Origin of the sequence: Phyllobacterium sp. (genome assembly GCF_037994405.1) — a bacterium.
In the GTDB taxonomy this organism is placed as follows: domain Bacteria; phylum Pseudomonadota; class Alphaproteobacteria; order Rhizobiales; family Rhizobiaceae; genus Phyllobacterium.
The window spans coordinates 21328-44851 of sequence record NZ_JBBNAN010000081.1; the positions used below are offsets into that span (position 1 = coordinate 21328).

At 56.2% G+C, this 23524-nt stretch carries 17 protein-coding genes and 1 pseudogene; 3 read left to right on the forward strand and 15 right to left on the reverse strand.

Annotated features, from left to right (window positions below; genetic code table 11):
* Positions 1–62: 62 nt before the first annotated feature.
* The 7 genes from leuA to putA form a co-directional block, all read right to left on the reverse strand.
* The gene (leuA, locus tag AAAC48_RS04785; protein ID WP_340653075.1) at positions 63–1766 is read right to left on the reverse strand and encodes a 2-isopropylmalate synthase; all 1704 of its coding nucleotides are present in this window, start codon (positions 1764–1766) and stop codon (positions 63–65) included.
* A gap of 327 nt (positions 1767–2093) precedes the next feature.
* Positions 2094–3038, reverse strand: coding sequence for an alpha/beta hydrolase (locus AAAC48_RS04790; protein WP_340653076.1), 945 nt, complete (start codon positions 3036–3038; stop codon positions 2094–2096).
* A gap of 616 nt (positions 3039–3654) precedes the next feature.
* Positions 3655–4236 carry an NUDIX domain-containing protein gene (locus tag AAAC48_RS04795; RefSeq protein WP_340653077.1) on the reverse strand — a complete coding sequence of 194 codons (582 nt, stop codon included), beginning with the start codon at positions 4234–4236 and terminating at the stop codon, positions 3655–3657.
* Between the two features lie 30 nt (positions 4237–4266).
* Entirely contained in the window at positions 4267–5175 is a 909-nt protein-coding gene (locus tag AAAC48_RS04800; protein WP_340653078.1) for a cation diffusion facilitator family transporter, read from the reverse strand.
* Position 5176: 1 nt separating this feature from the next.
* On the reverse strand, positions 5177–7360 hold the full coding sequence (locus AAAC48_RS04805) for an anthranilate synthase (RefSeq protein ID WP_340653079.1): 2184 nt from the start codon (positions 7358–7360) through the stop codon (positions 5177–5179).
* Positions 7361–7595: 235 nt separating this feature from the next.
* Positions 7596–9275: a formate--tetrahydrofolate ligase gene (locus AAAC48_RS04810; protein ID WP_340653080.1), complete on the reverse strand. Its 1680-nt coding sequence runs from the start codon at positions 9273–9275 to the stop codon at positions 7596–7598.
* Between the two features lie 98 nt (positions 9276–9373).
* Positions 9374–12469 carry a bifunctional proline dehydrogenase/L-glutamate gamma-semialdehyde dehydrogenase PutA gene (gene putA / locus AAAC48_RS04815; RefSeq protein ID WP_340653081.1) on the reverse strand — a complete coding sequence of 1032 codons (3096 nt, stop codon included), beginning with the start codon at positions 12467–12469 and terminating at the stop codon, positions 9374–9376.
* A 110-nt stretch (positions 12470–12579) separates the two neighbouring features.
* Here putA and AAAC48_RS04820 point away from each other — a divergent pair, with 110 nt between their 5' ends.
* The gene (locus tag AAAC48_RS04820) at positions 12580–13041 is read left to right on the forward strand and encodes an Lrp/AsnC ligand binding domain-containing protein (RefSeq protein ID WP_340653094.1); all 462 of its coding nucleotides are present in this window, start codon (positions 12580–12582) and stop codon (positions 13039–13041) included.
* Between the two features lie 338 nt (positions 13042–13379).
* On the opposite strand, the gene AAAC48_RS04825 is transcribed toward AAAC48_RS04820, so the two are convergent.
* From AAAC48_RS04825 to AAAC48_RS04845, 5 genes are read right to left on the reverse strand one after another with little or no spacing between them, the layout of a single operon-like run.
* The gene (locus AAAC48_RS04825; RefSeq protein ID WP_340653082.1) at positions 13380–14504 is read right to left on the reverse strand and encodes a DUF2333 family protein; all 1125 of its coding nucleotides are present in this window, start codon (positions 14502–14504) and stop codon (positions 13380–13382) included.
* 12 nt (positions 14505–14516) lie between these two features.
* A complete protein-coding gene (locus AAAC48_RS04830) occupies positions 14517–15803 on the reverse strand; it encodes a DUF6638 family protein (protein WP_340653083.1) in 1287 nt (428 codons plus the stop codon).
* A complete protein-coding gene (locus tag AAAC48_RS04835) occupies positions 15803–17713 on the reverse strand; it encodes an AAA family ATPase (RefSeq protein WP_340653084.1) in 1911 nt (636 codons plus the stop codon). Before AAAC48_RS04835 ends, AAAC48_RS04830 begins: the two co-directional genes overlap by 1 nt.
* Positions 17714–17726: 13 nt before the next feature.
* On the reverse strand, positions 17727–18878 hold the full coding sequence (locus AAAC48_RS04840; RefSeq protein ID WP_340653085.1) for a hypothetical protein: 1152 nt from the start codon (positions 18876–18878) through the stop codon (positions 17727–17729).
* A gap of 3 nt (positions 18879–18881) precedes the next feature.
* Entirely contained in the window at positions 18882–19970 is a 1089-nt protein-coding gene (locus tag AAAC48_RS04845) for a hypothetical protein (protein ID WP_340653086.1), read from the reverse strand.
* A 220-nt stretch (positions 19971–20190) separates the two neighbouring features.
* Between AAAC48_RS04845 and AAAC48_RS04850 the strand changes: the two genes are divergently transcribed.
* Entirely contained in the window at positions 20191–20568 is a 378-nt protein-coding gene (locus AAAC48_RS04850) for a winged helix-turn-helix domain-containing protein (RefSeq protein ID WP_340653087.1), read from the forward strand.
* On the opposite strand, the gene modC is transcribed toward AAAC48_RS04850, so the two are convergent.
* The 3 genes from modC to modA all read right to left on the reverse strand — a co-directional run bounded on the left by modC (position 20562) and on the right by modA (position 23194).
* Positions 20562–21638 carry a molybdenum ABC transporter ATP-binding protein gene (gene modC, locus AAAC48_RS04855; RefSeq protein ID WP_340653088.1) on the reverse strand — a complete coding sequence of 359 codons (1077 nt, stop codon included), beginning with the start codon at positions 21636–21638 and terminating at the stop codon, positions 20562–20564. The two genes, AAAC48_RS04850 and modC, sit on opposite strands and share 7 nt — an antisense overlap.
* Positions 21635–22336, reverse strand: a complete 702-nt coding sequence (gene modB, locus AAAC48_RS04860) for a molybdate ABC transporter permease subunit (RefSeq protein WP_340653089.1) — start codon at positions 22334–22336, stop codon at positions 21635–21637. Before modB ends, modC begins: the two co-directional genes overlap by 4 nt.
* 63 nt (positions 22337–22399) lie before the next feature.
* Positions 22400–23194 carry a molybdate ABC transporter substrate-binding protein gene (modA, locus tag AAAC48_RS04865; protein WP_340653090.1) on the reverse strand — a complete coding sequence of 265 codons (795 nt, stop codon included), beginning with the start codon at positions 23192–23194 and terminating at the stop codon, positions 22400–22402.
* Between the two features lie 109 nt (positions 23195–23303).
* Between modA and AAAC48_RS04870 the strand changes: the two are divergent.
* Positions 23304–23524: pseudogene (locus AAAC48_RS04870) on the forward strand (tRNA (N6-threonylcarbamoyladenosine(37)-N6)-methyltransferase TrmO); the annotation flags it as partial.

A 23524-nucleotide genomic window follows, 5' to 3' on the forward strand; every position in this document is an offset into this window, starting at 1 on the left:
CACCAGAAACTTGTCGAGCGAATTCCTTCCGCTGGAAAAGAAAGGCCCCGAAGGGCCTTTTGCTACTTCCCAATAATGCGATTTGCCGCCGAGATAATGCCCTCAAGTGAGGCAGTCACGATGTTCTTGTTGATACCCGCGCCAAAGATTTTGCCACCAGGATGTTCGATTTCCATGTAGCTGATGGCTGCAGCATCGGAACCATGCTGGAGCGAATGTTCAGAATAATTCACCACCGACAGTCTGATGCCGAGATAATGCGAAAGCGCATCGATAAATCCGTCGACCGGTCCGGTGCCCCTGCCCTCGATGCGCTTGGTTACCCCCCGATCGGTGATTTCAGCCGAGAGAATGCGCATCCCCTTGTGTTCGGTATCGGGATAGGTGTGGTGATCGACGAATTTCAGGCGTGCATCGGGCTGATCGACGTAGAGTTCCTGGAAACGTTCGTGGATCCGTTTGGAAGGCATCTCCTTGCCTTCCTCGTCGGTTATCTGCTGAATGTCCTCGCGGAATTCGACCTGCATGCCACGCGGCAAGTTCAGGCCATAATCGGCCTGGAGAATGTAGGCAATGCCGCCTTTGCCCGATTGGGAATTGATGCGGATAATCGCTTCATAGCTGCGTCCGACGTCCTGCGGATCGATCGGCAGATAAGGCACTTCCCACAGAGTCTTGTTCGCCTGTTTGATCGCTTTCATGCCCTTGTTGATCGCATCCTGATGCGAGCCGGAGAAGGCTGTGTAAACCAGTTCACCGACATAGGGATGGCGCTCCGGGATGACCAACTGGTTGGAATACTCGTAGACGTCTTTCATCCGGTTGATGTCGGAGCAGTCAATCTCGGGATCGACGCCCTGCGTGAACATGTTCAGCGCCAGCGTGACGATATCGACATTGCCCGTCCGCTCGCCATTGCCGAACAGCGTGCCCTCGACGCGGTCGGCGCCAGCCATCAAACCAAGCTCGGTTGCCGCAATGCCCGTGCCGCGGTCATTGTGCGGATGCAGTGAAATGATCAGATTTTCGCGATTGTCGAGCTGACGGCACATCCATTCGATGCGATCCGCATAGATGTTCGGGGTCGACATCTCGACAGTGGATGGCAGGTTGATGATCAGCTTGTTATCGGGCGTCGGTTTGACGATCTCTGTCACCGCATTGCAGATCTCCAGTGCGACTTCCAGCTCCGTGCCGGTAAAGCTCTCCGGAGAATATTCAAACCGATAGCCGCCGCCGGCTTTCGCGGCCATATCCGTTATCATCTTGGCAGCATCGGTAGCGATGGACTTGATCCCATGCACGTCCTTGTTGAACACGACCCGGCGCTGCAATTCGCTGGTGGAATTGTAGAAATGCACGATCGGCTTGTTCGCGCCTTCCAGCGACTCGAAAGTGCGGGTGATCAATTCCGGCCGGCACTGAACCAGCACCTGCAGGGAAACGTCCGGAGAGGAATTGCCCTCTTCCACGCACCAGCGTGCGAAATCAAAATCAGTCTGCGAGGCAGAGGGGAAACCGATTTCGATTTCCTTGAACCCCATGTCGAGCAACAGCGCGAACATACGCACCTTGCGGTCATGACCCATGGGATCGATGAGCGCCTGGTTGCCATCGCGCAAATCGACGGAACACCAGATCGGTGCCTTCTCGATGCGCCTGGACGGCCACTGCCGGTCTCTCAGGTCGACAAAGGGATAGGGTTCATACTTCTTGCTGGCCTCGGGCATGCCAGTTTTTTGTCGAGGGGCGATCATATCGGTCATTTGCTTCTCATTTCCGGCCGGATGCGAACAGGTTCTCGCGCGATCTCGGCACTCTTCTTAGGCGTTACATTCGTCTTGTAAAGGGATAAGGAGCGATAGCCTGGCGGCGATTTCGACCGCCGGACGCTCCTCTTAACGAGCCCGGCGGTCGCCGATAAGGTCGAGAAGAAGCGGAAGGAGAAGTGCGCGATTCGCCAGGCCCGCAAAGGCGGACTGAGCGAAGGACTGATGTGTCGGGCACGTTTTCATAGGCCAGACAAATAAACGAGTGTCTGGCCGGATGCAAGGGGAATGGTGCCAAATGCCATTTGGTACTTGGTCGCGGGCTCAATTCTTCTTGAGCTGGGCCGTTGCTCCCGACAGCCATTCGCTGACGACCTTTACGTCGTCCTTGCCAAGACCGTGATCCGACTTGATCGAACGCGCCTCTACCCGCGCGCCGTGTGAACGGAGCATATCCTCAAGTGCGGGCGCATAGGGCGCGTAGAGCTGATCTGACGCGCCCGAAACCGTCAATACACGCGCATTGGCGAGATTGGCTGCGATTGTCCCTGTCAGCACTGGCATGGAGCGCAAGAGGACGGCTTGTTTCACAAGGTCGGGGTAAAGCATCATAACTGCGTTAACCAGATTGGCGCCGTTGGAGTAACCGAGGAACGTCGTGCGATTGGGATCGATCTTGTATTGTTGCGTTACCTGCTTCAGGAATTCGGCAAATGCCTTTGCTTCGGAACGAATGTCCTTCTGATCGAAACTAACCGGCGTCAGACGGCGGTACCAGCGGCTCGAGCCGTCCTGCACGACACGCCCGCGCACGGCGAGCAGCATGGCATTGGGCGCTATCTTCGAGCCAAATGAGACGAGACTGGTCTCGTCCTGGCCGGAACCATGCAGAAGAACCATCGTATCGCCATTTGGTGCTTCCGGGCGATAGATCCGATACTTGAAGGAAAGATCTTCATGGAGAGATCCCTCGCCTTCCGTTTGCAACTCGCCTTTGACTGCTTTTTTCAAGATGCTTGCACTGCCTGTTGCAACGACATTGATGGGTGTCGCCTTTACCGGCGCTTGCGATACCGCCTGTTCCTTATCGGCACAAACGTCGACTCTATTTAGGTCGACATTGGGGAGTGGATCAACCGTGCTTGATAAAACTTGCGCCTTCGACGTCTGGAGCTTGTCGCAATCTGCGATGCCGCGAGCGCTTGCGGTATGCGCCACGGTGAAGAGAGAAAGACCCGCAATCAGTGCATGAAAGTATGGTTTACCCATAAATTAATCCTGGCAGTTTTAGAGCAAGGGATATTCAGATAGAACCAGTTCTGTTTATCGTGTGGCGAGGCAATCCACGCGGAAGGTGGCAAGGCCGATGTCTTTCCATCGGACGAAGCCGCCAGACAAAGCGGGTGTCCGCCAGCTGGAAACCCAGCCGTTGGTTTGCTTTGCAAACCAACCAGCTTTCAAACCCGCTGGTTGAATTATCTGCATTTCGAGAGAAATGCGGTTCGACCAGTGGCCCGGGCTACGGCTTCGTCCGATGCCAAAACATCGGCTCGCCAAATCCCTTGACCTTGCCCGCGAATTCCCTCCGGCAGAACGATTCTATCTGGATATCCTTTGCTCTAAGGTTAACTAAGATTGTAAACAGCCGCGGTCATCCCATGCGCATTGGCGCTCGATCCTCGTAAATGGGAACTGATGCGTATCGCCAAATTTACGGTCCCCTGACGTACGCCCCCGGCGTCGCATCAATAGTGGAGAATTGCATTGCTGAGTGACATGTGACCCGGCGGTGCATCTATGTCAACATAATTGTAACAAAATCATGACGGGCTGAAACAATCCGTTACAAATTGTTGCAGACCTGCATCGAATTTCAATGCGGATATCAGGAGATGAGCCCATTCAGCTTTATATGCTGCAGCAGCATGATCGTCTTGGCATCGACTATCTGGTGCTGACGGACCAATGCCAACGCCTCATCCAGCGTCATCTCCAGAACTTCGATGTCTTCACCTTCTTCTTCATGACCACCACCGTCGGATATGCGATCTGATGCATCGTAAACGGCAACGAAAAACACAAGACGCTCCGTAACACTGCCAGGGCTCATGAACACATCGAAGACGCGCTCGATGTCACGTAGCCGGTAGCCGAGTTCTTCTTCAGTTTCCTTGCGCGCGGTGGTTTCGGCGTCATTGTCGTCGAGCAGACCGGCACAGGCCTCGACCAGCATGGGATCGTGCCCGGTCACAAAGGCTGGAAGGCGGAACTGTCTGGTGAGCAGCACTGTGCCGCGGATTGGATCATAGGGTAATACAACAGCGCCGTTGCCGCGATCATAGACTTCCCGGGTGTGCGGCTCCGTCTGTCCATCACGCCGCACGAAATCATAGCTGTATTTCTTCAGTGTCCCCCAATTATCGGAGAGCAGCTCGACTGATTTCATGCGGACGGGACTATCGCTCATGTGGGGAAACTCCAGTGCAAAATGGGATGCTCAGGCGAAAGGAACTGCGACTGTGCCAAGCGGCAATTTTGCCTCGTCCTCGGGTTCAACATGGATAACCACGCTGGCATCGGGAATCTCATTCATCAAGGCTTCTTCAATGCGATCGCAAATGATGTGAGCATCGCCGACGCTCATATTTGCTTCGACCACCAGATGAAACTCGATGAAGGTCATACGGCCTGCAATGCGCGTCTTCAGATCGTGCACCTCCAGAGCGCCACCAGCATTGGCAGAAATGACGTCGCGAATGCGCATGGTCTCTTCGGTTGCCACGCCTACGTCCATCAGGCCTTGCACCGAACTACCGATAACATTCCAGCCCTGCCAAAGGATATTCAGCGCCACGATGACGGCAAGGATCGGATCAAGGATTGTCCAGCCAGTCAAGACCGCGCCGACAAGGCCAGCGAACACGCCAGCAGATGTGACCACATCGGTCATGATGTGCTTGCCGTCGGCCTGCAATGCCGGGGATTTGTGCCTGCGTCCACGGCTGATCAACAAATACGCCCAGAACGCATTGATGATCGATGCGCCGCCATTAATGGCAAGACCCAGCCATGGCTGTTCCAGCGTCCGGGGCGTCTGCCAGGCAAGCCACACTTCACGCAAGATCAAAAGCGCAGCCACAACGATCAGTACCCCCTCGAGCACCGCCGAGAAATACTCGGCCTTGTGATGACCGAAGGGGTGATTCTGGTCGGCGGGCTTGTAGCTCACGCGGATTGCCCACCAGGCCGCCATCGCGGCGACCACATTGACGATCGATTCCAGTGCATCGGAATAGAGCGCGACGGATCCGGTGACGTAATAAGCACCATATTTCAGGGCGAGCACGGTCATTCCGATGAAAATCGACCAGAACGCCAGCCGCTGAACCGGTGGGTTTCCTGCCATCTTAAGCCGCTCGTTCCTTTGCCCGTCGCGGCAAATGCGCCACGACATTCTCGATCATGCGCATACCAGCATTGTGCCCGAGTGTCATGATCGATTCCGGATGGAATTGTACAGCGGCAATCGGCTCGCTCTTGTGCTCGAAGGCCATGATGACACCATCTTCGGTCTCCGCCGTAACAATGAAATCGTCTGGCAAGCGAACAGGATCGGCAAAGATCGAATGATAACGGCCAACAGTTACTTCCTTCGGCAGACCGGAGAATATCTTGCCTTGCTTGGTGACCCGGATGCGCGAAGGCTTGCCATGCATCGGTACATGCAATTGGCGTAGCGTTCCGCCATAGGCTTCAGCCAGTGCCTGCAAACCGAGGCAGACGCCAAAGATTGGCAGCTCGCGTTTGCGTGCCTTCTTGATCGTTGCCTTGCAGTCGAAATCCTCTGGCGTGCCCGGTCCAGGAGAAAGCACGATGAGATCCGGCTTGAGGCGGTCAAAGATCTCCTCTGGTACTGGCGTACGCACCGTAGTGACTGTCGCCCCGGTCTGGCGGAAATAATTCGCCAGCGTATGGACGAAGGAATCTTCATGGTCGACGAGAAGGATGGACAACCCCTCGCCGACACGGGCAACCGCACGCTCTTCCAGAGGTATATTGGTCTTGTGTGCATCACGCACGGCAGCAATCATCGCCGAAGCCTTGAGCTCGGTCTCGGCCTCTTCTTCCTCCGGCACTGAATCATAAAGCAGGGTGGCACCGGCGCGTACCTGCGCAATGCCGTCCTTGATGCGGATCGTACGCAAGGTCAGGCCCGTGTTCATGTCGCCGTTGAAATTGACCATGCCGATCGCGCCACCATACCAGGCGCGCGGGCTCCGCTCGTTCTCTTCAATGAAGCGCATGGCCCATAGTTTCGGTGCGCCGGTGACCGTTACGGCCCAGGCATGCGACAGGAAGCCATCGAATGCGTCCATGTCTTCGCGCAAGCGTCCCTCGATGTGGTCGACCGTGTGAATCAGGCGGGAATACATCTCGATCTGGCGGCGTCCGATAACCCTGACTGAACCCGGCTCGCAAACGCGGCTCTTGTCGTTGCGGTCAACATCCGAGCACATGGTGAGTTCGGACTCGTCCTTCTTAGAATTCAGCAGTTTGATGATCTGCTCACTATCGGCGATCGCGTCTTCGCCGCGCTTGATCGTACCGGAAATCGGGCATGTTTCGATGCGGCGGCCAACCACGCGGACGAACATTTCCGGTGAGGCGCCTACCAGATATTCGTTTTCGCCGAGATTGATGTAGAACGAGTAAGGCGACGGGTTGATCGCCTTCAGGCGGCGCGAAATCACCGATGGCTTGGTTTCGCAGCGCTCATAAAATGTCTGGCCGGGCACCACTTCGAAAAGATCACCGCGCTTGAAGCTGTCTTTTGCCTTCTTGACCAGCTCTGCATAGTCACCGGGATTGTGATCGCCACGACCGGGAATTGCGTCCGTCGGCTTGAAGGGTTCCGCCGCCGTGTCACGCGGCAGGCCTTCTGTCGAAGCACCTTCAAAAGCATATTCGTAGCGATCGAGCCATGCCTTGGCCGCATGGTGATCAACGACGAGAATTTCGTCGGGCAAATAAAGCACGATATCGCGCTGATCATCCGGCCGCTTCAATTTGTACTGGATTGGATCGAACTGGAACGCCAGGTCATAACCGAACGCGCCGTAAAGACCGAGATTGGCATCATCCTCCGTGAAGAACAGAGCGACAATGGCGCGGAGGACCGTAAACACCGACGGTACGCGCGAGCGTTCTTCTTCCGTCAATGGGCGGCTCGGCAGGGCAATCTCGAGTTCCAGCTTGAGTGCGCTCGCATTGGTAACAGACACTTCGTCAAGCGCGGCGATGGCCTTCTTGATGGGTGCAAGCAAAACCTCGCCGCGCTTGTTCAGTGCCTCGATGATCATGTGACGGCCATTGGAGGTGATGACAACCGGCGGGTCGACGATCGCCGTATCCCAGCGCGTATACCGGCCCGGATACTCGTAGTTTGACGAGAATACCGCGCCGCGCCGCTCATCCAGTGCATCCACGTAACTATCAATCGCACTGGCATAGGCCGTCGCAATGCGTGACCGGGAAATCGTGACACCACCTGCGGTGTCGAATATTTCCACGTCGCCCTCAATTCTATGCATGTTCATCTCCAATTCGTTGCATCTGGCCTTGAGGGCTTCCGGCGGTCAAACAAAAAGGCCGCCCGGAAAACCCGTTGCGGCCCTGTTCCCTTTTCACAAACATGCAAAAGGCTGCGTGGCCGCTATCAGCGAGCCCACCACCAGCCATTTGTAAGAATGCGCGTGTTCATGGCGGTGATTGTTAGCGGCATGCGACGCCGCTTGCAACAGCAAAAATGAAGCGTCGGCTCTACGCTCAGAAAAGGCCTTCGATCAAGCCATCGCCGTTGAGGTGAATTCGCTCGGCGGACGGCGATTTCGGCAGTCCAGGCATGGTCATGATCTCACCGCAGATTGCAACGATGAACCCTGCCCCGGCGGACAGACGCACTTCCCGTACATGCACGACATGATTGACCGGCGCACCGCGCAAATGCGGGTTGGTCGAGAATGAATATTGGGTCTTTGCCATGCACACGGGAAGATTGCCATATCCGGCCTCCTCCCACTGCCGCAATTGCTCGCGCACGCTTGCATCGGCGTCTGCTTCTGCCCCGCGATAGATGCGCTTGACGATCGTCTCGATTTTGTCGAACAGCGACAATTCATCTTCATAGAGCGGGGAAAACTGCGCTGAGCCGCTTTCAGCCAGGGCAACAACCTTATGCGCTAGCTCTTCGATGCCCGCTGAACCCTGCGCCCAATGCTTGCAAAGAATGGCTTCAGCACCATGCGCCGCAACAAAGGCCTTCAATGCTGCGATTTCTACCTCTGTATCTGCAGTGAAATGATTGATCGCAACGACGACCGGCACGCCGAACTGCCGGACGTTTTCCATATGCCGGCCAAGATTGGCGCAGCCCGCCTTAACGGCGGCAATGTTCTCCTGGCCGAGATCTTCCTTTGCTACCCCACCATGCATCTTCATGGCGCGCACCGTGGCAACAATGACAGCTGCTGCCGGCTTCAGCCCCGCCTTGCGGCATTTGATATCGAAGAATTTTTCAGCACCAAGATCGGCACCGAAGCCCGCTTCCGTCACGACATAGTCACCCAGCTTCAGCGCTGTCGTTGTGGCAACGACTGAATTGCACCCATGCGCGATGTTGGCGAAGGGACCGCCGTGGACGAAGGCCGGATTGTTTTCCAGCGTCTGTACCAGATTGGGCTGCATCGCATCCTTGAGCAACACGGCCATTGCCTTGTCTGCCTTCAGATCGCGGGCATAGACGGGCGTCTTGTTGAAGCGGTAGCCGATGATAATTTCACCGAGCCGCTGTTCCAGATCCTTGAGGTCAATAGCCAAACACAGGATCGCCATAACCTCCGAGGCGACGGTGATATCGAAGCCCGATTCCCGCGGGAATCCATTGGCGACGCCACCAAGCGATGAGGCAATGTCGCGCAAGGCCCGGTCATTCATGTCCATAACTCGCCGCCACGTTACTCTGCGTGTGTCGAGATTGAGCTCATTACCCCAATAGACATGATTGTCGATCATCGCCGCGAGCAGATTGTGCGCGGCGGTGACCGCATGGAAATCGCCGGTGAAATGCAGGTTGATATCTTCCATTGGAATGACCTGCGCATAACCGCCGCCCGCAGCGCCACCCTTGGTGCCGAAACAGGGGCCGAGCGAAGCTTCACGTATGCAGACGATTGTCTTCTTGCCGATACGGTTGAGCCCGTCCCCGAGCCCAACTGTCGTAGTGGTCTTGCCCTCGCCAGCCGGCGTCGGACTGACAGCGGTCACGAGGATAAGCTTGCCGTCCCTAGCGTCACGCTTTGAACGGATGAACTCCGCTGAAAGCTTGGCTTTGTCATATCCATAGGGGGCAAGGTGTTCGGGCGGTATGCCGATCTTCGCGCCGATTTCGAGCACAGGTTTTTTCGCTGCAGAGCGCGCAATCTCAATATCGGATTTGACGACAGCCATCGACAGTCCCCTCATATCGGAAGTACGTCAAATAGCATTCTATGAGCGAAATGAGGATAGCCCGAACTGACTATCCCCAATTGCAGCTCTAGTAACTCTCACTCGCCCATTGCAATGAGGCTCGCATTACCACCAGCGGCGGCTGTGTTGACAGAAACCACCTGTTCCAGCGCAAAGCGCGCCAGATAAGCCGGACCGCCTGCCTTTGGCCCGGTGCCTGAAAGGCCAGAGCCACCGAAAGGTTGCGTCCCAACGACCGCGCCGATCGTATTGCGATTGACGTAGACATTGCCAATATCGAGCCGGTCGATGACCTTGGTGACTGTCGCTTCGATGCGCGTATGCAGGCCGAAGGTCAGGCCGTATCCGGTCGAAGCGATTTGGTCGAGCACCTTGTCCAGATCCTTGGCCCTCCATCGGACCACATGCAGCACGGGACCAAAGACTTCGCGTTCCAGCTCTTCCGGGCGGTCGAGCTCGACGATGTGCGGCGCAAAGAACAAGCCATCCTTCGGCGCCACGCCAGCGTAACGAACTTTCTGGCTCTTGCGCATCGCCGCAATGTGGTTCGACAGCATGTCACGCTGCGCCTGATCGATGATCGGCCCAATATCGGTCGATGGCAGCGACGGATCGCCAAGCGTCAGTTCCTTTGCCGCGCCCTCGATCATCTCGAGCATGTTGTCGGCGATATCCTCCTGCAGATAAAGAATACGCAGAGCCGAGCAACGCTGGCCGGCCGAGCGGAACGCCGACATGACCACGTCGTCCGCGACCTGCTCTGACAGCGCCGTCGCGTCGACAATCATGGCGTTGAGCCCACCGGTCTCGGCAATCAGTGGAACGATCGGACCCTTCTTCGCCGCCAGCGTGCGGTTGATTGCCCAGGCCGTATCCGTCGAACCGGTAAAGGCAACACCCGCAATCTCCGTATGCGAGGTCAGCGCTGCGCCAACAGAACCATCACCAGGAACGTAGAGCACAGCGTCTTTCGGCACACCCGCCTCGTGCAGGATGCGGATTGCCTCATAGGCGATCAGCGGGGTCTGTTCTGCAGGCTTGGCAACAACTGTATTGCCCGCGGCAAGGGCTGCCGTTATCTGCCCCAGGAAGATCGCAAGGGGAAAGTTCCATGGGCTGATGCAGACGAAGGCGCCGCGCCCGCGATGCCGCAGCTTGTTGTCTTCACCCGTCGGCCCCGGCATGACCTTGTCGACGCCAAACTGGCGGCGTGCTTCAGCGGCGTAATAGCGGCAGAAATCCACTGCCTCGCGGATTTCGGCAATACCGTCGTCAATGGTCTTGCCGGCCTCGCGCGAGAGGAGATCGAGAAGCTGATTGCGATTGTCTTCCAGAAGGTCGGCAGCCCTTTCCAGCGCCTTGGCCCGCGCTTCCACCGGCACCCGCGACCATGAAGCGAAACCGCTGCGGGCAATGCCGACGGCCTTTGCGGCCTCATCGGCAGTGGCAAAGACAACGGTACCGACCGTCGTCGACCCATTGACTGGTGAGATCACATTCTGGGCTTTGCCTCCAGCCTTGACACCCTCTATCAACGGAAGAGCATTGACGCCGCGGGAGGCCTTGGCAATACCCTTCAGCAGGGAAGCCAATTCCTTGCGGTCGCCAAGCTCAACACCAGCAGAGTTGGTACGCTTACCGTAGATCTTTGAGGGCAGCGGAATATGCGGATGCCGGTAGCCCTTGCCATCGTTCAACTTTTCAGCTGGGCGGATCAACAGGTCGGCAATCGGGATATCGTTATCGCCTACAACCGAAACAAAGGAAGAATTCGCACCGTTTTCGAGGAGGCGGCGCACCAGATAGGCTAGCAAATCGCGATAACCGCCAACCGGCGCATAGATGCGGCAGGCAATCTTGTCGCCCTTCTCGGTGATCTGCTTGTAGAGGCTCTCGCCCATGCCATGCAGCCGCTGGAATTCGAAACCGCTCTTGTCGGCTCCCGCCATCTCCAGGATCATCGCAACCGTCAGCGCATTGTGTGTGGCAAATTGCGGGAAAATCCGCGGCCGCGCGTCGAGCATGCGCTTTGCGCAAGCAAGATAGGATGCATCGGTTGCCGGCTTGCGGGTGAAAACCGGATAGTCGGCCAAACCGCGTTCCTGTGCGCGCTTCACCTCAGTGTCCCAATAGGCGCCCTTGACCAGGCGGACCATCATTTTGCGGTTGTGGCGTCCTGCCAGCCGGTCGATGTGATCGATAACGTCAAGCGCACGCTTCTGATAGGCCTGGATCGCGAGGCCGAACCCATCCCAGCCATCGAGCGAAGGATCAGCAAACACCCGGTCGATCACGTCCAGGGAAAGTTCCAGCCGGTCGGCTTCTTCGGCATCGACGGTAAAATTGAGATCATAGGATTTCGCCTTCTGCGCCAGAGCCAGAAGGTCCGGCACCAGTTCCGCCATGACCTGGTCGTGGTGGGTCGCGAGGTAGCGCGGGTGCAATGCCGAGAGCTTGACCGAAATGCCCATACGATCCGGCAACTTCTTGTTACCAGTGGCACGCCCGATAGCGTCGATCGCATCCGAATAGGATTTGAAATAGCCGCGCGCATCCTTGCGCGTCCGGGCGCCCTCGCCCAGCATATCGAAGGAGTGACGATAGCCTTTTGCCTCGTTGGCGCTGGCGCGTTTCAACGCGTCCTTGATCGTCTCACCAAGCACGAAATGATGACCGAGGTAGCGCATGGCCTGCTTCGTCGCTGTTCGCACGGTCGGCAACCCGATGCGCTTGACCAGCGAGGAGATTACACCTTCCGGCGTTTCGCCCGGCTTGATGACCTTTGCCGAGAGGCCGAGTGCCCAGGCGGACGCGGATACAAACCATGTGTCGCCGCTCGGCTCATGCTCTGACCAGTGGCCCTGCTTCAGCTTGTCCTCGATCAGCTTGTCCTGCGTTGCGGCATCCGGCACCCGAAGGAGGGCTTCGGCCAGTACCATCAGCGCCAGGCCTTCGCGGGTCGATAGTCCATATTCACGCAGGAAATCCTCAACACCGCCAATACCGCTCGCTTCCTTGCGGATCGTCGCAATATACTTGCTGGCGCGTGCATCGATACGACGGTTCACGTCTTCCGCAAGCGTAATCGTCTTCAGCAGCGATGCCACCAATTGCTGGTCGTCGACGGCATACGGTGCAGAAAAATCATTGGTCGTTGGCAATTGAACGGTCATCAGGCTTCCCCTTATTGATTTTTCCCATATAATCTATTCCACGTGGTTATTCTCACCAATGAATGTGAGTGAATTGGTGCAAAAAACTAAAAATGGGAAACAATTTAGTGATGAAGAATCTGGACAGTCTCGATCGCAGGATTTTGCGCGAGCTGCAAAAGGACGGACGCCTCTCCAACACGGAACTTTCCGAACGTATCAGCCTGTCTCAGACCGCCACGACTGAGCGCGTCAAGCGCCTGACCCGTGATGGCTATATACTCGGATACACGGCAAAATTGTCGCCCAAAAAACTCGATCGTGCAATGCTGGTGTTTGTCGAGATCAAGCTTGATCGCACTACGCCGGACGTTTTTGCGACCTTTGCCGCCGCCACGCGCCGGAATCCAGACGTGATGGAATGTCACATGGTCGCTGGTGGTTTCGATTATCTTATCAAGGCACGCGTCGCCGACATGGAGCACTACCGGCGCTTTCTCTCGGATGCGCTGCTGTCCCTCCCCGGCGTGCGCGAATCCCACACCTATGCGGTCATGGAAGAGGTGAAGGAAACCTCCGCCCTGCCGGTTTGAGCCCGCATCTCCCCCTTGTGGTGGAGAAAGGATTTTCCTGGATTTAGCCCTTTGCTAAATCCTTGGAAAATCCAACAGAGGGGATAAAGTACTGGTTGCAAATCCCCTGTCTTGCGATTTCTAGCACTTGGCTAAGAAGCCAAGATGCTGAAATCGCTTATCTCTCCCGCAAGGGGAGAGATAAGCGGCACCCGCTAGGCAATTGGAATGGTTTTCAAGAAAAACCCGGACAGGCTGGCAAGTCGTGTTCCGGGTCCAACTCACATTCCAGGAAAGAGGGTGGGCCAAAGCTCGGCCTACTCCAGGACCGAATATAGTATTTTGCGAACCCAAGTCCATTATTGCTGCAGGACCTGCTTGATGTCGATCAGGTTCGACCGCACGCGCAAAATATAGAATCCCATCGTTGTCAGGTGGTTCGGTAGCAGCCAGCCACCCTCGCTGCCATTGGCGATGATCCACGGCTTGATGTTCAGCGCCGAGCGAAGCTGGCCGTCCATACCGTCCCAAAGTGGTGTCAGGTGCTTTTCCTGCAGGACCTGATTGAAATCGACCTGCGCCGCGTTCATCAGGCCGTAATAGGCATAGAGTTGGCCGTAAGCGAACCAGAACCGGTCATCCGCACGGGTATCGAACCAGCCGTAATTATTGTTCTCGGAGCGATCTTTCAGAATGGCCGAGGTCGCGCCGATATCATTGGCGATACGGTCGATGAACTGGATGAGATTGTCAGCGCGCGCATCGAAGATGGCGTTGCAATTTTCAAGCTTGGAGTTGAACGTCCGCAGATCTCTCACAGCCGAGCGGTAATAGCTTGGCGTGGGTGTCTTCGGACCAAACGGGTTGAGGCCGAAATACCAGGCATCCTCGGTGAACTGCAGATTACCGCGCGCCTTCTGCAGATCGCCATCGATCTGTGAGGTACCGCGAACACGGCCTAGCGTATCGACAAGCTCCACGGCCGTACGCCTTACAGCGGAATTGATGCCGCGCTGGAACGAAGCCTTGTTGTCGAGGAAGGGGGTGTCATCCCACGACATGCCGAAGAAGCCGAGCTTGTAGAGGAGCATGGAGGAAATCCACGCATTCTGATTGACGTTGAAGTCCGTCAGATCCGCCGTGACCTCGACGATGGCCGAACGCGCACAGCTTTTCGCCGGTGTCCCGGATACCTGCGCGGCCACGGGCTCACCCGCCGGGACATTGCGGCCCTTGAAATCGTAGGTTGAAATATAGTCGGGATTGAAATTTTTCCAGACCTGCGTGTTGTAGAAGAAATACCCGTAGAGGCCCAGCCAGACCAGCACAGCGACACCGAGCACGGCCTTGAGGACAATGCCGCGCTGTCCGTACCAGCTTCCGAGCCACATAAATGGCCAAAGCAGGATTCCGATGACGAAGCCGATACCGCGTCCAATGTAATAGAAAATTCGGCTGAAGAAATTGATCACGGGCTCGAGCATTCTGTTTCCTTGTTATTGTTCAAGTCCATAGAGCCGATTGCGCAGCCCTTCCTTGTCACTCAGATAGGTTGTTTTGAGAATATCGACAACGTGTTGTTGATAGGAAGGGCTCCAGCCCTGATAGTCCGTGTAGAACCCTGGCTTATTGAAGACGTAACGCGATAGGAAATCCCACGGCACGAAATCGCTGATTAGATGATTGACCAGCCAGGCATCCGGGTGGCGTGGCAGCGCGCGGACGACGAGGAAGCGGCGCTTTGGATCGATCTCGGCCATGTTGAGCTGCCCGGTCTGGCCGATCTCGCGCTTGACCGCATTCAGGAATGGCCAAGTGCCATCATGGTTGATCAGCGTCGCATTGGCATGGATCCATGTCTGCAGCCAGATGCGGTCGATATTGGTCAGGTCCCGTTCAGGCTCCAATGTCTGGATCAGATGGCGGATGATCATCTCGCCGCGATTTTCGAGATAGCCGGATTGTTCGATCCATGAGGCGCGCGGCAATTCGATGCGCGCGGTGGAGGCGAGGAACTGGAAGACCTGTTCGGCATCTTTGATGGAGATATAGTTGACCTGCCACGGACGCGAGCGCCGGAAGCCAGGTGCTGACGGGTCGCCGATGACCGTAGTCGTATTGTCGTCGACGAAGATGAAGGTACCGCCAAAATGGCTGGTCCAGAAGGCCCGATGCCGGAACACCACCTTGTCCGGCACCAGGGAATTCTCGCGGATATCGCCGGTGACCTTGGCGAGTTCCACCATGCGGTTGAGCAGTTCATTGTTGCGCCAGGCGTCCGGCTCGTCCTGCAGCCGGTCGACCAACAGCCGCAATTCGGCCGCCTGCCCCATGACGTTCTCTGCCGAAAGAACCCGGAATTCCACCTGGTTGATTGACAAAAGATCCTCGATATCGTTGACGACGGAGACGGAATCCTCGATCTCGCCGTAGAGCACATCCTTGATTGTCAGCGCATTGATGGCCCGCGAATTGCTGGTGAAAAACTCGTACATCAGCTGCGATGTATTGGAGAATTGCGTGTGCACAACCGGCAGGTCGGCCTGCGCCGGTGTAAGAATAATGAACCGCCGGTTGACGCCGTTCGGATCCAGATAGGACGGGTCCTTCAGCTCCTTGGCTATTTCCGGCGAAAAGCCGGTCCTGTCGATGTTGAATTCCTTGAGCTTGGTTGCCGGAAAACCAAAGGACTTCAGCGCCCGGTTATAGCGCTCGATCAGATGCGGCTGGTCCACCGTCAGCAAGCGTCCATAGATCAGCTCGTTCGCGTAGAGAAGGTCCATCAGACGTCCCACTGCCCCTTGGCCTTCAGCGCCTCTACTTCCCGCACCGCCCGCTCCCGCAGCCGCGCATCGCGGATCATTTTCTCCACCGCCGCATCATCGGATTTGTCGGCATAACGGAATTCCGAATCCGCGTATCGGTTGGTCTCCTGCAGCACCATCTCCATCGTGAATGGTTTGCGCAGCTCCTCGATCATCGCCTTCTTGTCATCATAGCTCTTGTGCATGAAGGTTTCGGGGTTTTCGAACCATTCATCCGGCAGTTCCACATCCATGGCCCGCATCTTGATCGCATCGGTGACATTCTTGATGGCACGGCCGGTAAAGCGCGGCTCGCGTTCCTTGATCATGTGCAGATAGGCGCCGATATCGGCCAGTGTTTCCGGTTCGCCATTCTCCTTGATGAAACGGTCATAGACTGCTTTCAGCCCATCCTCCTGCGGCTTCGACAACTCCTCGTAAGCGGTCTCCACCGCCCGTTCAATTTGCTGAGCTTCGAAAAGCTTGTGATCGCCGAGCGGGATTTTGTGGTTCTTGCCCGCCAGCAAGGCAAAAATATCGATGTAATCGTCGCGTGTCTGCGGGCCATTTACCAGCCAGCGCGCGCCTGCCCGTTGCCGCAGAGCGTCATCGACATTTTCCGGATAGTTGGAGAACATTCCGAACGAGCAATTACCGCGCACGACAGTCGATGCGCCGGAAAACGCCTCCATCAATACGCCGGTGATTTCATGCTGACCCGATGACGCACGATCGTCGGAACGCTTTGCCGCCACTTGATCGATGTCGTCGACCGTTCCGAAGCCGATCACGCGCGGGTTAAGCACATTGGTCACGAACTGCTTGCAGTTTTGCCCTGACTTGCCCTGGTAGGACGATATCTGATCCACGCCGAAATTCTCATAGTGGAAGGCATAGCCCGACACCTGGCAGTAATCATTGACCAGGCCCGCAATCATCTGGATCAGCGTGGTCTTACCCGTGCCCGGCGCACCATCGCCGATAAATGTGAAGAGGAACCCGCCTAGCTCCACAAAGGGGTTGAGCTGCCGGTCGAAATCATAGGCCATCAACATTTTGGAAAGCTTCAGCGCCTGAAATTTGGCGATGTGATTGCCGACGACTTCGTTCGGCTTCTTGAAGGTCATCACCAGTGGTGTGCGCTTCTTCGAGGGCGCAACGTCGAATCCGTCCAGCGTGAAGTCGTCGCTGTCGAGGCGCAGATGCGTGTCCTCGAAACTGCCGAGCCCATCGAATCTGCCCTTGCGTTGCAACAATCCTTCAATCGCCAGCGCCGAATAGGCCTTGGCACGTGACAGCATCACCTGTTCGTCACTCGAACCGGAAATCGCCCGGTCGAGCCCGGCAATCACGGATTTCAGCGCATCCTGCGCCGTATCGAAGACGAATTCCGGCGCCGAGATATCATTGGCTGGCTCGGAGTCCGTCTCGATCAATTGTGCGAGGTAGGCTGCGAGCGCAAACGCGCTAACATAGGAAGCCGCGGACAGGAGCCGTTTGAAATGGCTGGCGTCTTCACCCTGCAACGGCGCCGACGCATTGCGCACCATCAAGCTCTCGAGATAGCTCTGACGCCCGAAGACATCTGCCACAGCCAGCGCAATGGTAATCCCGCGCCGGGCACGGAACAGCAATGTATGCTGGGCGATCGACAGCATTTGATCGTCGGGCCGCACCGACTGTATCGTCTTGGCAAGCTCGACCTCGCGCGTCTTGCGCAATCCCCCAGTGGAGACCGTCGAGACAAATCGGCGGCCCGTGCCGGCAATCTCGGTGCCGGACTTGGTCTCGCCGCTATCCAGGGAAACGAAACGCGTCACCAATGCCTGTGCAACGGCGAGATGTTTGGCAATGTCCTTTTCCTCAATTGTGGTCAGACCGACATCCATACTCGTTTCCTCCTCAAATGCCGCTGATCACCTGGCCATTGGACAGGATATGCGTCTCAAAGCCCTTAAAAATACCCGCTGCCTCACCGGAGGCATAGAGCGCCTGATAGGCCTCATGCGGCACCAGCGCGTGCCGCTCATAGTGGCTGACGCCTTGGCGTGCCGCTTCGAGATCGTCGGTATTGATATGAAATTCCTCACGTGCGGGTTCCGACGACCATAGGCCGCGCTTGCCCGGCTTTTCCGCCTTGGAGAAGACCTCTTGCAAGGTCCAGGTCAAAAGCCAGGCATCCTCCTGCTTGCGTACACGTTGCAGCACATCGGCGACCTTCTGATTATGTTCTGTAATCCCGGCCGTATAAAATGGTCCAAGCACAACGCGGCGCAGCTGCTTCGGGTGGAGTTCTGGGAAATCTTGATCGAGGCTCGTCGCGATCGTAACCGGCGACAGCGAATAGGCGGAATTCTTCGCGGCAAAATCGTCAAAGCGGCGCGCTAGATCCGGATTGAGCAGTCCGCCGACCGGAAGTGGAATCCGCACCTTCGAATTGAGCTTTCCATCCCTGTCGACCAGCGTCTCCACCATGTCTTCGGACGAATCCTCAATGACCGCCATGTAGATCAATGGCAGGTTGGACACCCCGTCGAATGCGCCCCAATGCACCACGTAGAATGGCCGCATGGTTTTTGGATTGACAGAGACCCGGATTGTTGTTGGCAGGAGGAAGGGCGAGAAAACCTCGCCCTGATTGACAGTCTCGAGGTAAATTCGCTCGGCCATCGACCTTTGCAGGTCACGCGGAAATTCGCGGTTGCGCAAAATGAAATCCGCCATTTCACTTCGCAGCGCCTCCGCTGGCGGAATGGCGGCAAGCCCCTCCATCGCATCCCTTTTGTCGTTCTCAAGCTCAAGCACATTCTGGAAAACCGGGAACCCGCTTTCCGCTTTCGATATACGAAAGCGCTCGGCAAAACCCAGCCGGTTCCGCCAGCACTCGAACGAAGCATCGAGCCGCTGCAGATATTCCGAAACGGTCTGAGCAACCAGATCATGCTTGTAGAGCGGTGATCCCTGGTTGTTCAGAAAGATTTCCAGCCCGTCCAGCGCGGCGCGGATAGCGCCAAAATAGCGCTCCGCTGCTGCGATATCCGCATTGCTGTTCATGGATTAGCCCTGAACGTAATTGGCGGAATTATGCTTTTTTAGCACCTCGGAGAACCGGCGCGAGAAGGCATCGTCCGCCAGCTTCTTGCGGCGCTGGATATCCTGCGAACTGACCATATTCTTCTCATGCATTTCGAGAAGATCGCCAATGTGCTTTTGCGCCGCCGCACCGACACCGGCCATCGTCTCTTCCGCCGCCGTATCGACCTTGCTGCCAAGTGTGTTGATCTTGTGCGCCACATCCTGCTGCGCTGCAGTCTTCAACGAATCTTCCAGCGCCTTGTAGAGCACGATGCGCTGTTCGGTATCGATGGCAAGCTTGTTGATCAGCGTACTTTGCGCCGCGATCTGATTGTTGAGTGAATCGACGAATGTCTGGAACATGGAGGTGTAGCGTTCCAGCGTCTGGCTCTCGGCAAGAAGCTCCTGCTCCTTGGCCTGGCGCTCATTATATTCCGTCGCAAGTTTCGACCGCTCCCCTTCAAGCTCAGTGCGCGTGCCCTGATCGGTTGAGGCCGCTATGCGGTTTTCGATATCAAGCAGCAAAGGATTGAGCTCTTCAATGCGCTTCTGCGTGGCTTCGAGGTTGGCGATGGTCGTCTTGCGGCGCTCGATCACCGTGGCAAGGCTTGTCTCGGATGTTTTATACCGCTCGTCGAGAACGGCCTTCTGTTCCTTCAAAATACCGACAATGCGATCCGATTTGGAAAGGAGTTCCTGCAGGTTGCCGGCAAGCGACATGTTGCGTACGCGCTCTGAACGCAGGCGCTGCGCCTTTTGCTTCGAGAAGACACCGACGAACTTTTCCCACCCGGAGAATCCCTTCATGCTTTCGAATTCCGAGCCGAACACATTGGTGGCGTCCTCGAGCCCGATGATCAATTCGGCAATATTGCCTTCCATCACCTTTTGCTGGCGCAGCACATCTTCGATGCGCGCATTCTCAATATCGAAATCCGAAGCGCCAATCTTCTCGTCGGTCTTGGCGAATTTATCAAGAACAACACTGGACTGATCGATTCTTGTCCGCATCTCATTTACCATCGTCCGGGTTTTTTCGATTTCGGTATCAAAATTCTGCAGACTGGCCATTTAACTCTTCCCCTATTGCCCAAGAAATATTTCCTGCCGCATTGTGCGAATATAGACATGCCACATTGCGAAAAAAAGCCTGACAGGTGCCAAGAAAAACTTGCAAGCGGAGAATTTACGCGCGAGGCACTCGCAGCGGACGTCTGCAGACTGTTGCGATGTACATAAGTAGCAGGCTTGCTATAGATGAGTGTGACATTCCAATAGTACGGTCATGACAATGGGTTCATCGGCAAGAAGTGATTTGAAAACGGTTCTTCGCATTGATTTTCCGAACAAGGCAAGGATAGGCCGCGGCAAGATGCAACTGCTGGAACATATCCGTGCAACGGGTTCCATTTCAGCTGCCGGCCGCGCTATGGACATGTCTTATCGTAGGGCATGGCTACTGGTCAGCGCTATGAACAGTATGTTTTCGCATGCCGTAGTCGACTCCCAACGCGGCGGCAAGCTGGGTGGTGGTGCGGTCGTGACAGAATTCGGCGAAGAACTGCTGAACCGGTTTCGCTCCATGGAAAACAAGCTGAATGAAGCGGTCGCAGACGATATCGAATGGCTGCACGCCAATCGCAACAAACCAGCCGCGGGCGATCAATAGGGCTCCAGTGCAACCGTTTTGATGATAGCAAAGACAGGTAATGCGCGCTGGAGACCAAGCCGGTGGTAGGACAATTCGGTGATGCGCGCCAGAACCGGTGTTCCCTGGCAATCCACCTGTACGTCAACCGTTCCCGTCTCGTCAAAACTGATGGCATTGATTGTTCCCTCAAGAACATTGAGTGCGCTCAACTGCTCGGGCCGAACGGTCGACAACATGACATCCTTTGCAAGGATATGAACGCGAACCGCACGGCCTGCGGCAATTTCGGTACCTGAAACATAAATCCGCGATGTCTTGAATCCGATGGTCGCCAGGCGGTACCTAGCGTCGTAATTCTCTACCCTGCCCTCGATCAGCGAGCCGGCCTCCCTTCGATCCGATGTGATCGAGAGAAAGGGAGCGCTCAAAATGTCCGCGGCAGATCCTGCCATCGTTACTGTTCCATCACTCATGACGATGACCCGATCCGCAAGCCGCGCTACTTCCGCAACCGAATGGCTGACGTAGATAATTGGAATATCAAACTCGTCGCGCAGGACTTCGAGATAGGGAAGTATTTCCATCTTGCGCGCTTCATCAAGCGCGGCGAGCGGTTCGTCCATGAGCAGCAGACGCGGTGACGACAACAAGGCGCGGCCGATAGCAACGCGCTGCTTTTCTCCGCCAGATAGTTTGTCTGGACGCCGATCCAGAATCGCATCGATACCAAGCAGGTCGACGATCTTCGACAGATTGTCCGACCGCTCGGGCTTCGGCGTGAACCAACGGCCATAACTCAAATTTTGCTGCACCGTCAGGTGCGGGAACAACCGCCCTTCCTGAAACACGGTGGCAAAACGGCGCCTGTGCTTGGGCACGAATATGCCCTTTTGCGTATCCACGAGCACGTCGCCGTCGAAAACGACCTTCCCCTGCTCAGGCCGCGTCAGACCTGCGATGATGCGGATGATCGAGGTCTTGCCGGAGCCAGACCGGCCGAATAGTGCCGTGATTCCGCGATTGGAGGTAAAGGCAGCGTCGAGGACAAATTTGCCGAGCGTGTGACGCGATTCAAAAACGAGCGTCATTCGATATCCACCCTGCGCCCGACCAGATAGGCCATGAATTCCGATGCTGTCAGGGCCACCATGGAAATCATGACTGAGATGATTGTCAGCCTGAACGCAGCCGCATCGCCACCTGGCACTTGCGTAAAGGTATAGATGGCCGCCGACAATGTCTGCGTTTCTCCCGGGATATTGGAGACGAATGTAATGGTCGCGCCAAACTCTCCCATGGCCTTGGCAAAGGAAAGGATCATTCCGGCGATGATGCCAGGCAGGATCAACGGAAGCGTCACCGTGGCGAAGACCCACAGCGGGCTTGCACCCAAAGTACCCGCAGCGTCTTCGAGTTTGCGGTCCACCGCCTCGATTGAAAGCCTTATGCTCCGGACCATCAATGGAAAGCCCATTACCCCGCAGGCAAGTGCCGCACCAGTCCAGCGGAACGAAAGGACAATGCCAAGATAATCAGCGAGAAATGCGCCGATCGGACCGCGCCTGCCGAAGAGAAGCAGAAGAATGAAACCGGTAACGACAGGCGGCAAGATGAGTGGCAGATGGATCAGCCCATTGAGGATGGATTTGCCCCAGAACTTCCCTCGCGCCAGCACCCAGCCGGCGAGAATGCCGAAAGGCAGGCTGACAAGCATCGCAACAGATGCAATGCGCAGCGTAAGACGGACGGCGGTCCATTCTTCATTGCTCAGTGAGAACCAGTCCAAAATGTCAGGCCCCCGCCCTGATCGATGCGGTTCCCGCGGCGCAGGCCCCGGGAGCCGAAATGATTACTTGAGTATAGTGAACCCTTGCTTTTCGAAGAATGGCACGGCCTTGTCTGATTTGATGTAGTCAAACAGCGACACTGCATCGGCATTCTTGCTCTCGGCAAGAATTGCGATCGGATAGATGATCGGCTTGTGGCTGTCGTCCGGGAAAGTGCCGACGATCTTGACCTCTTTGTCCGCCGCTGCGTCGGTCTGATACACAATCCCATACGGTGCTTCGCCGCGCGACACCAGCAGCAGAGCTGCGCGCACGCTCTCGGCACCGGCAACCTTGTTCTCCACCGAGGACCATGTGCCAAGTGATTCCAGCGCAGCCTTGCCGTACTTGCCTGCGGGAACCGAATCCACAGCCCCCATGGCGAGGCGGCCGTCACCGAGAAGCTTTGCAAGATCGAAGCCTTTTTTGATCTCCACGGGTTCTGCCTTGTCTTTCGCAGCAACGAGAACAATCCGGTTGCCGAGGAGATTCTTTCGCGTGTCCTCCTTGATCAAATTTTTCTTGGCAACGTAATCCATCCAGTCGAGATCGGCAGAAATGAAGATATCGGCGGGCGCTCCCGACTCGATCTGCTTCGCCAAAGCAGAGCTCGCTGCATAGGAGGTCGTCGCTTCCTTGCCGGTCTCTTTCTGCCATGCGGCAGTGGTGTCGTCGAGCGCGTTCTTGAGGCTGGCCGCCGCAAAGACCGTGACCTTTTCTGCTGCCTGTACCGGTGTCACGACCAACGACGTGCCAAGCCACGCTGCAGCAAGCGCAGCAGTAGTCATTTTAGTCCATTGGCGAGGATGAATTCCCATATTTACTCTCCAGTTCAGGCGTTCAAAATATTTTTCTGAATATATCGCCAGACGCCGGATAGCCAGTGTTATATTTGTAGGAATATATTGAACGGTGCGGAGGACAGGCATGGTTCGCGAAAATGAAATGCGTGAGAACGAAGTTGCTGTTGCAACGCCCGACATCAATGATGCGGCTCTGACGTTCATCGGGCGAATTTTTACCCCATGGACATCGCGCCTTACGTGCCCACGCCAGGGCAGGCATGATGGCCCGATCTGCCGCATCGAAATATTCGAGCCGTGGGTTCAAGCCCTCCAGGGCATTGAAGCATTTGAACGGCTTGAGAT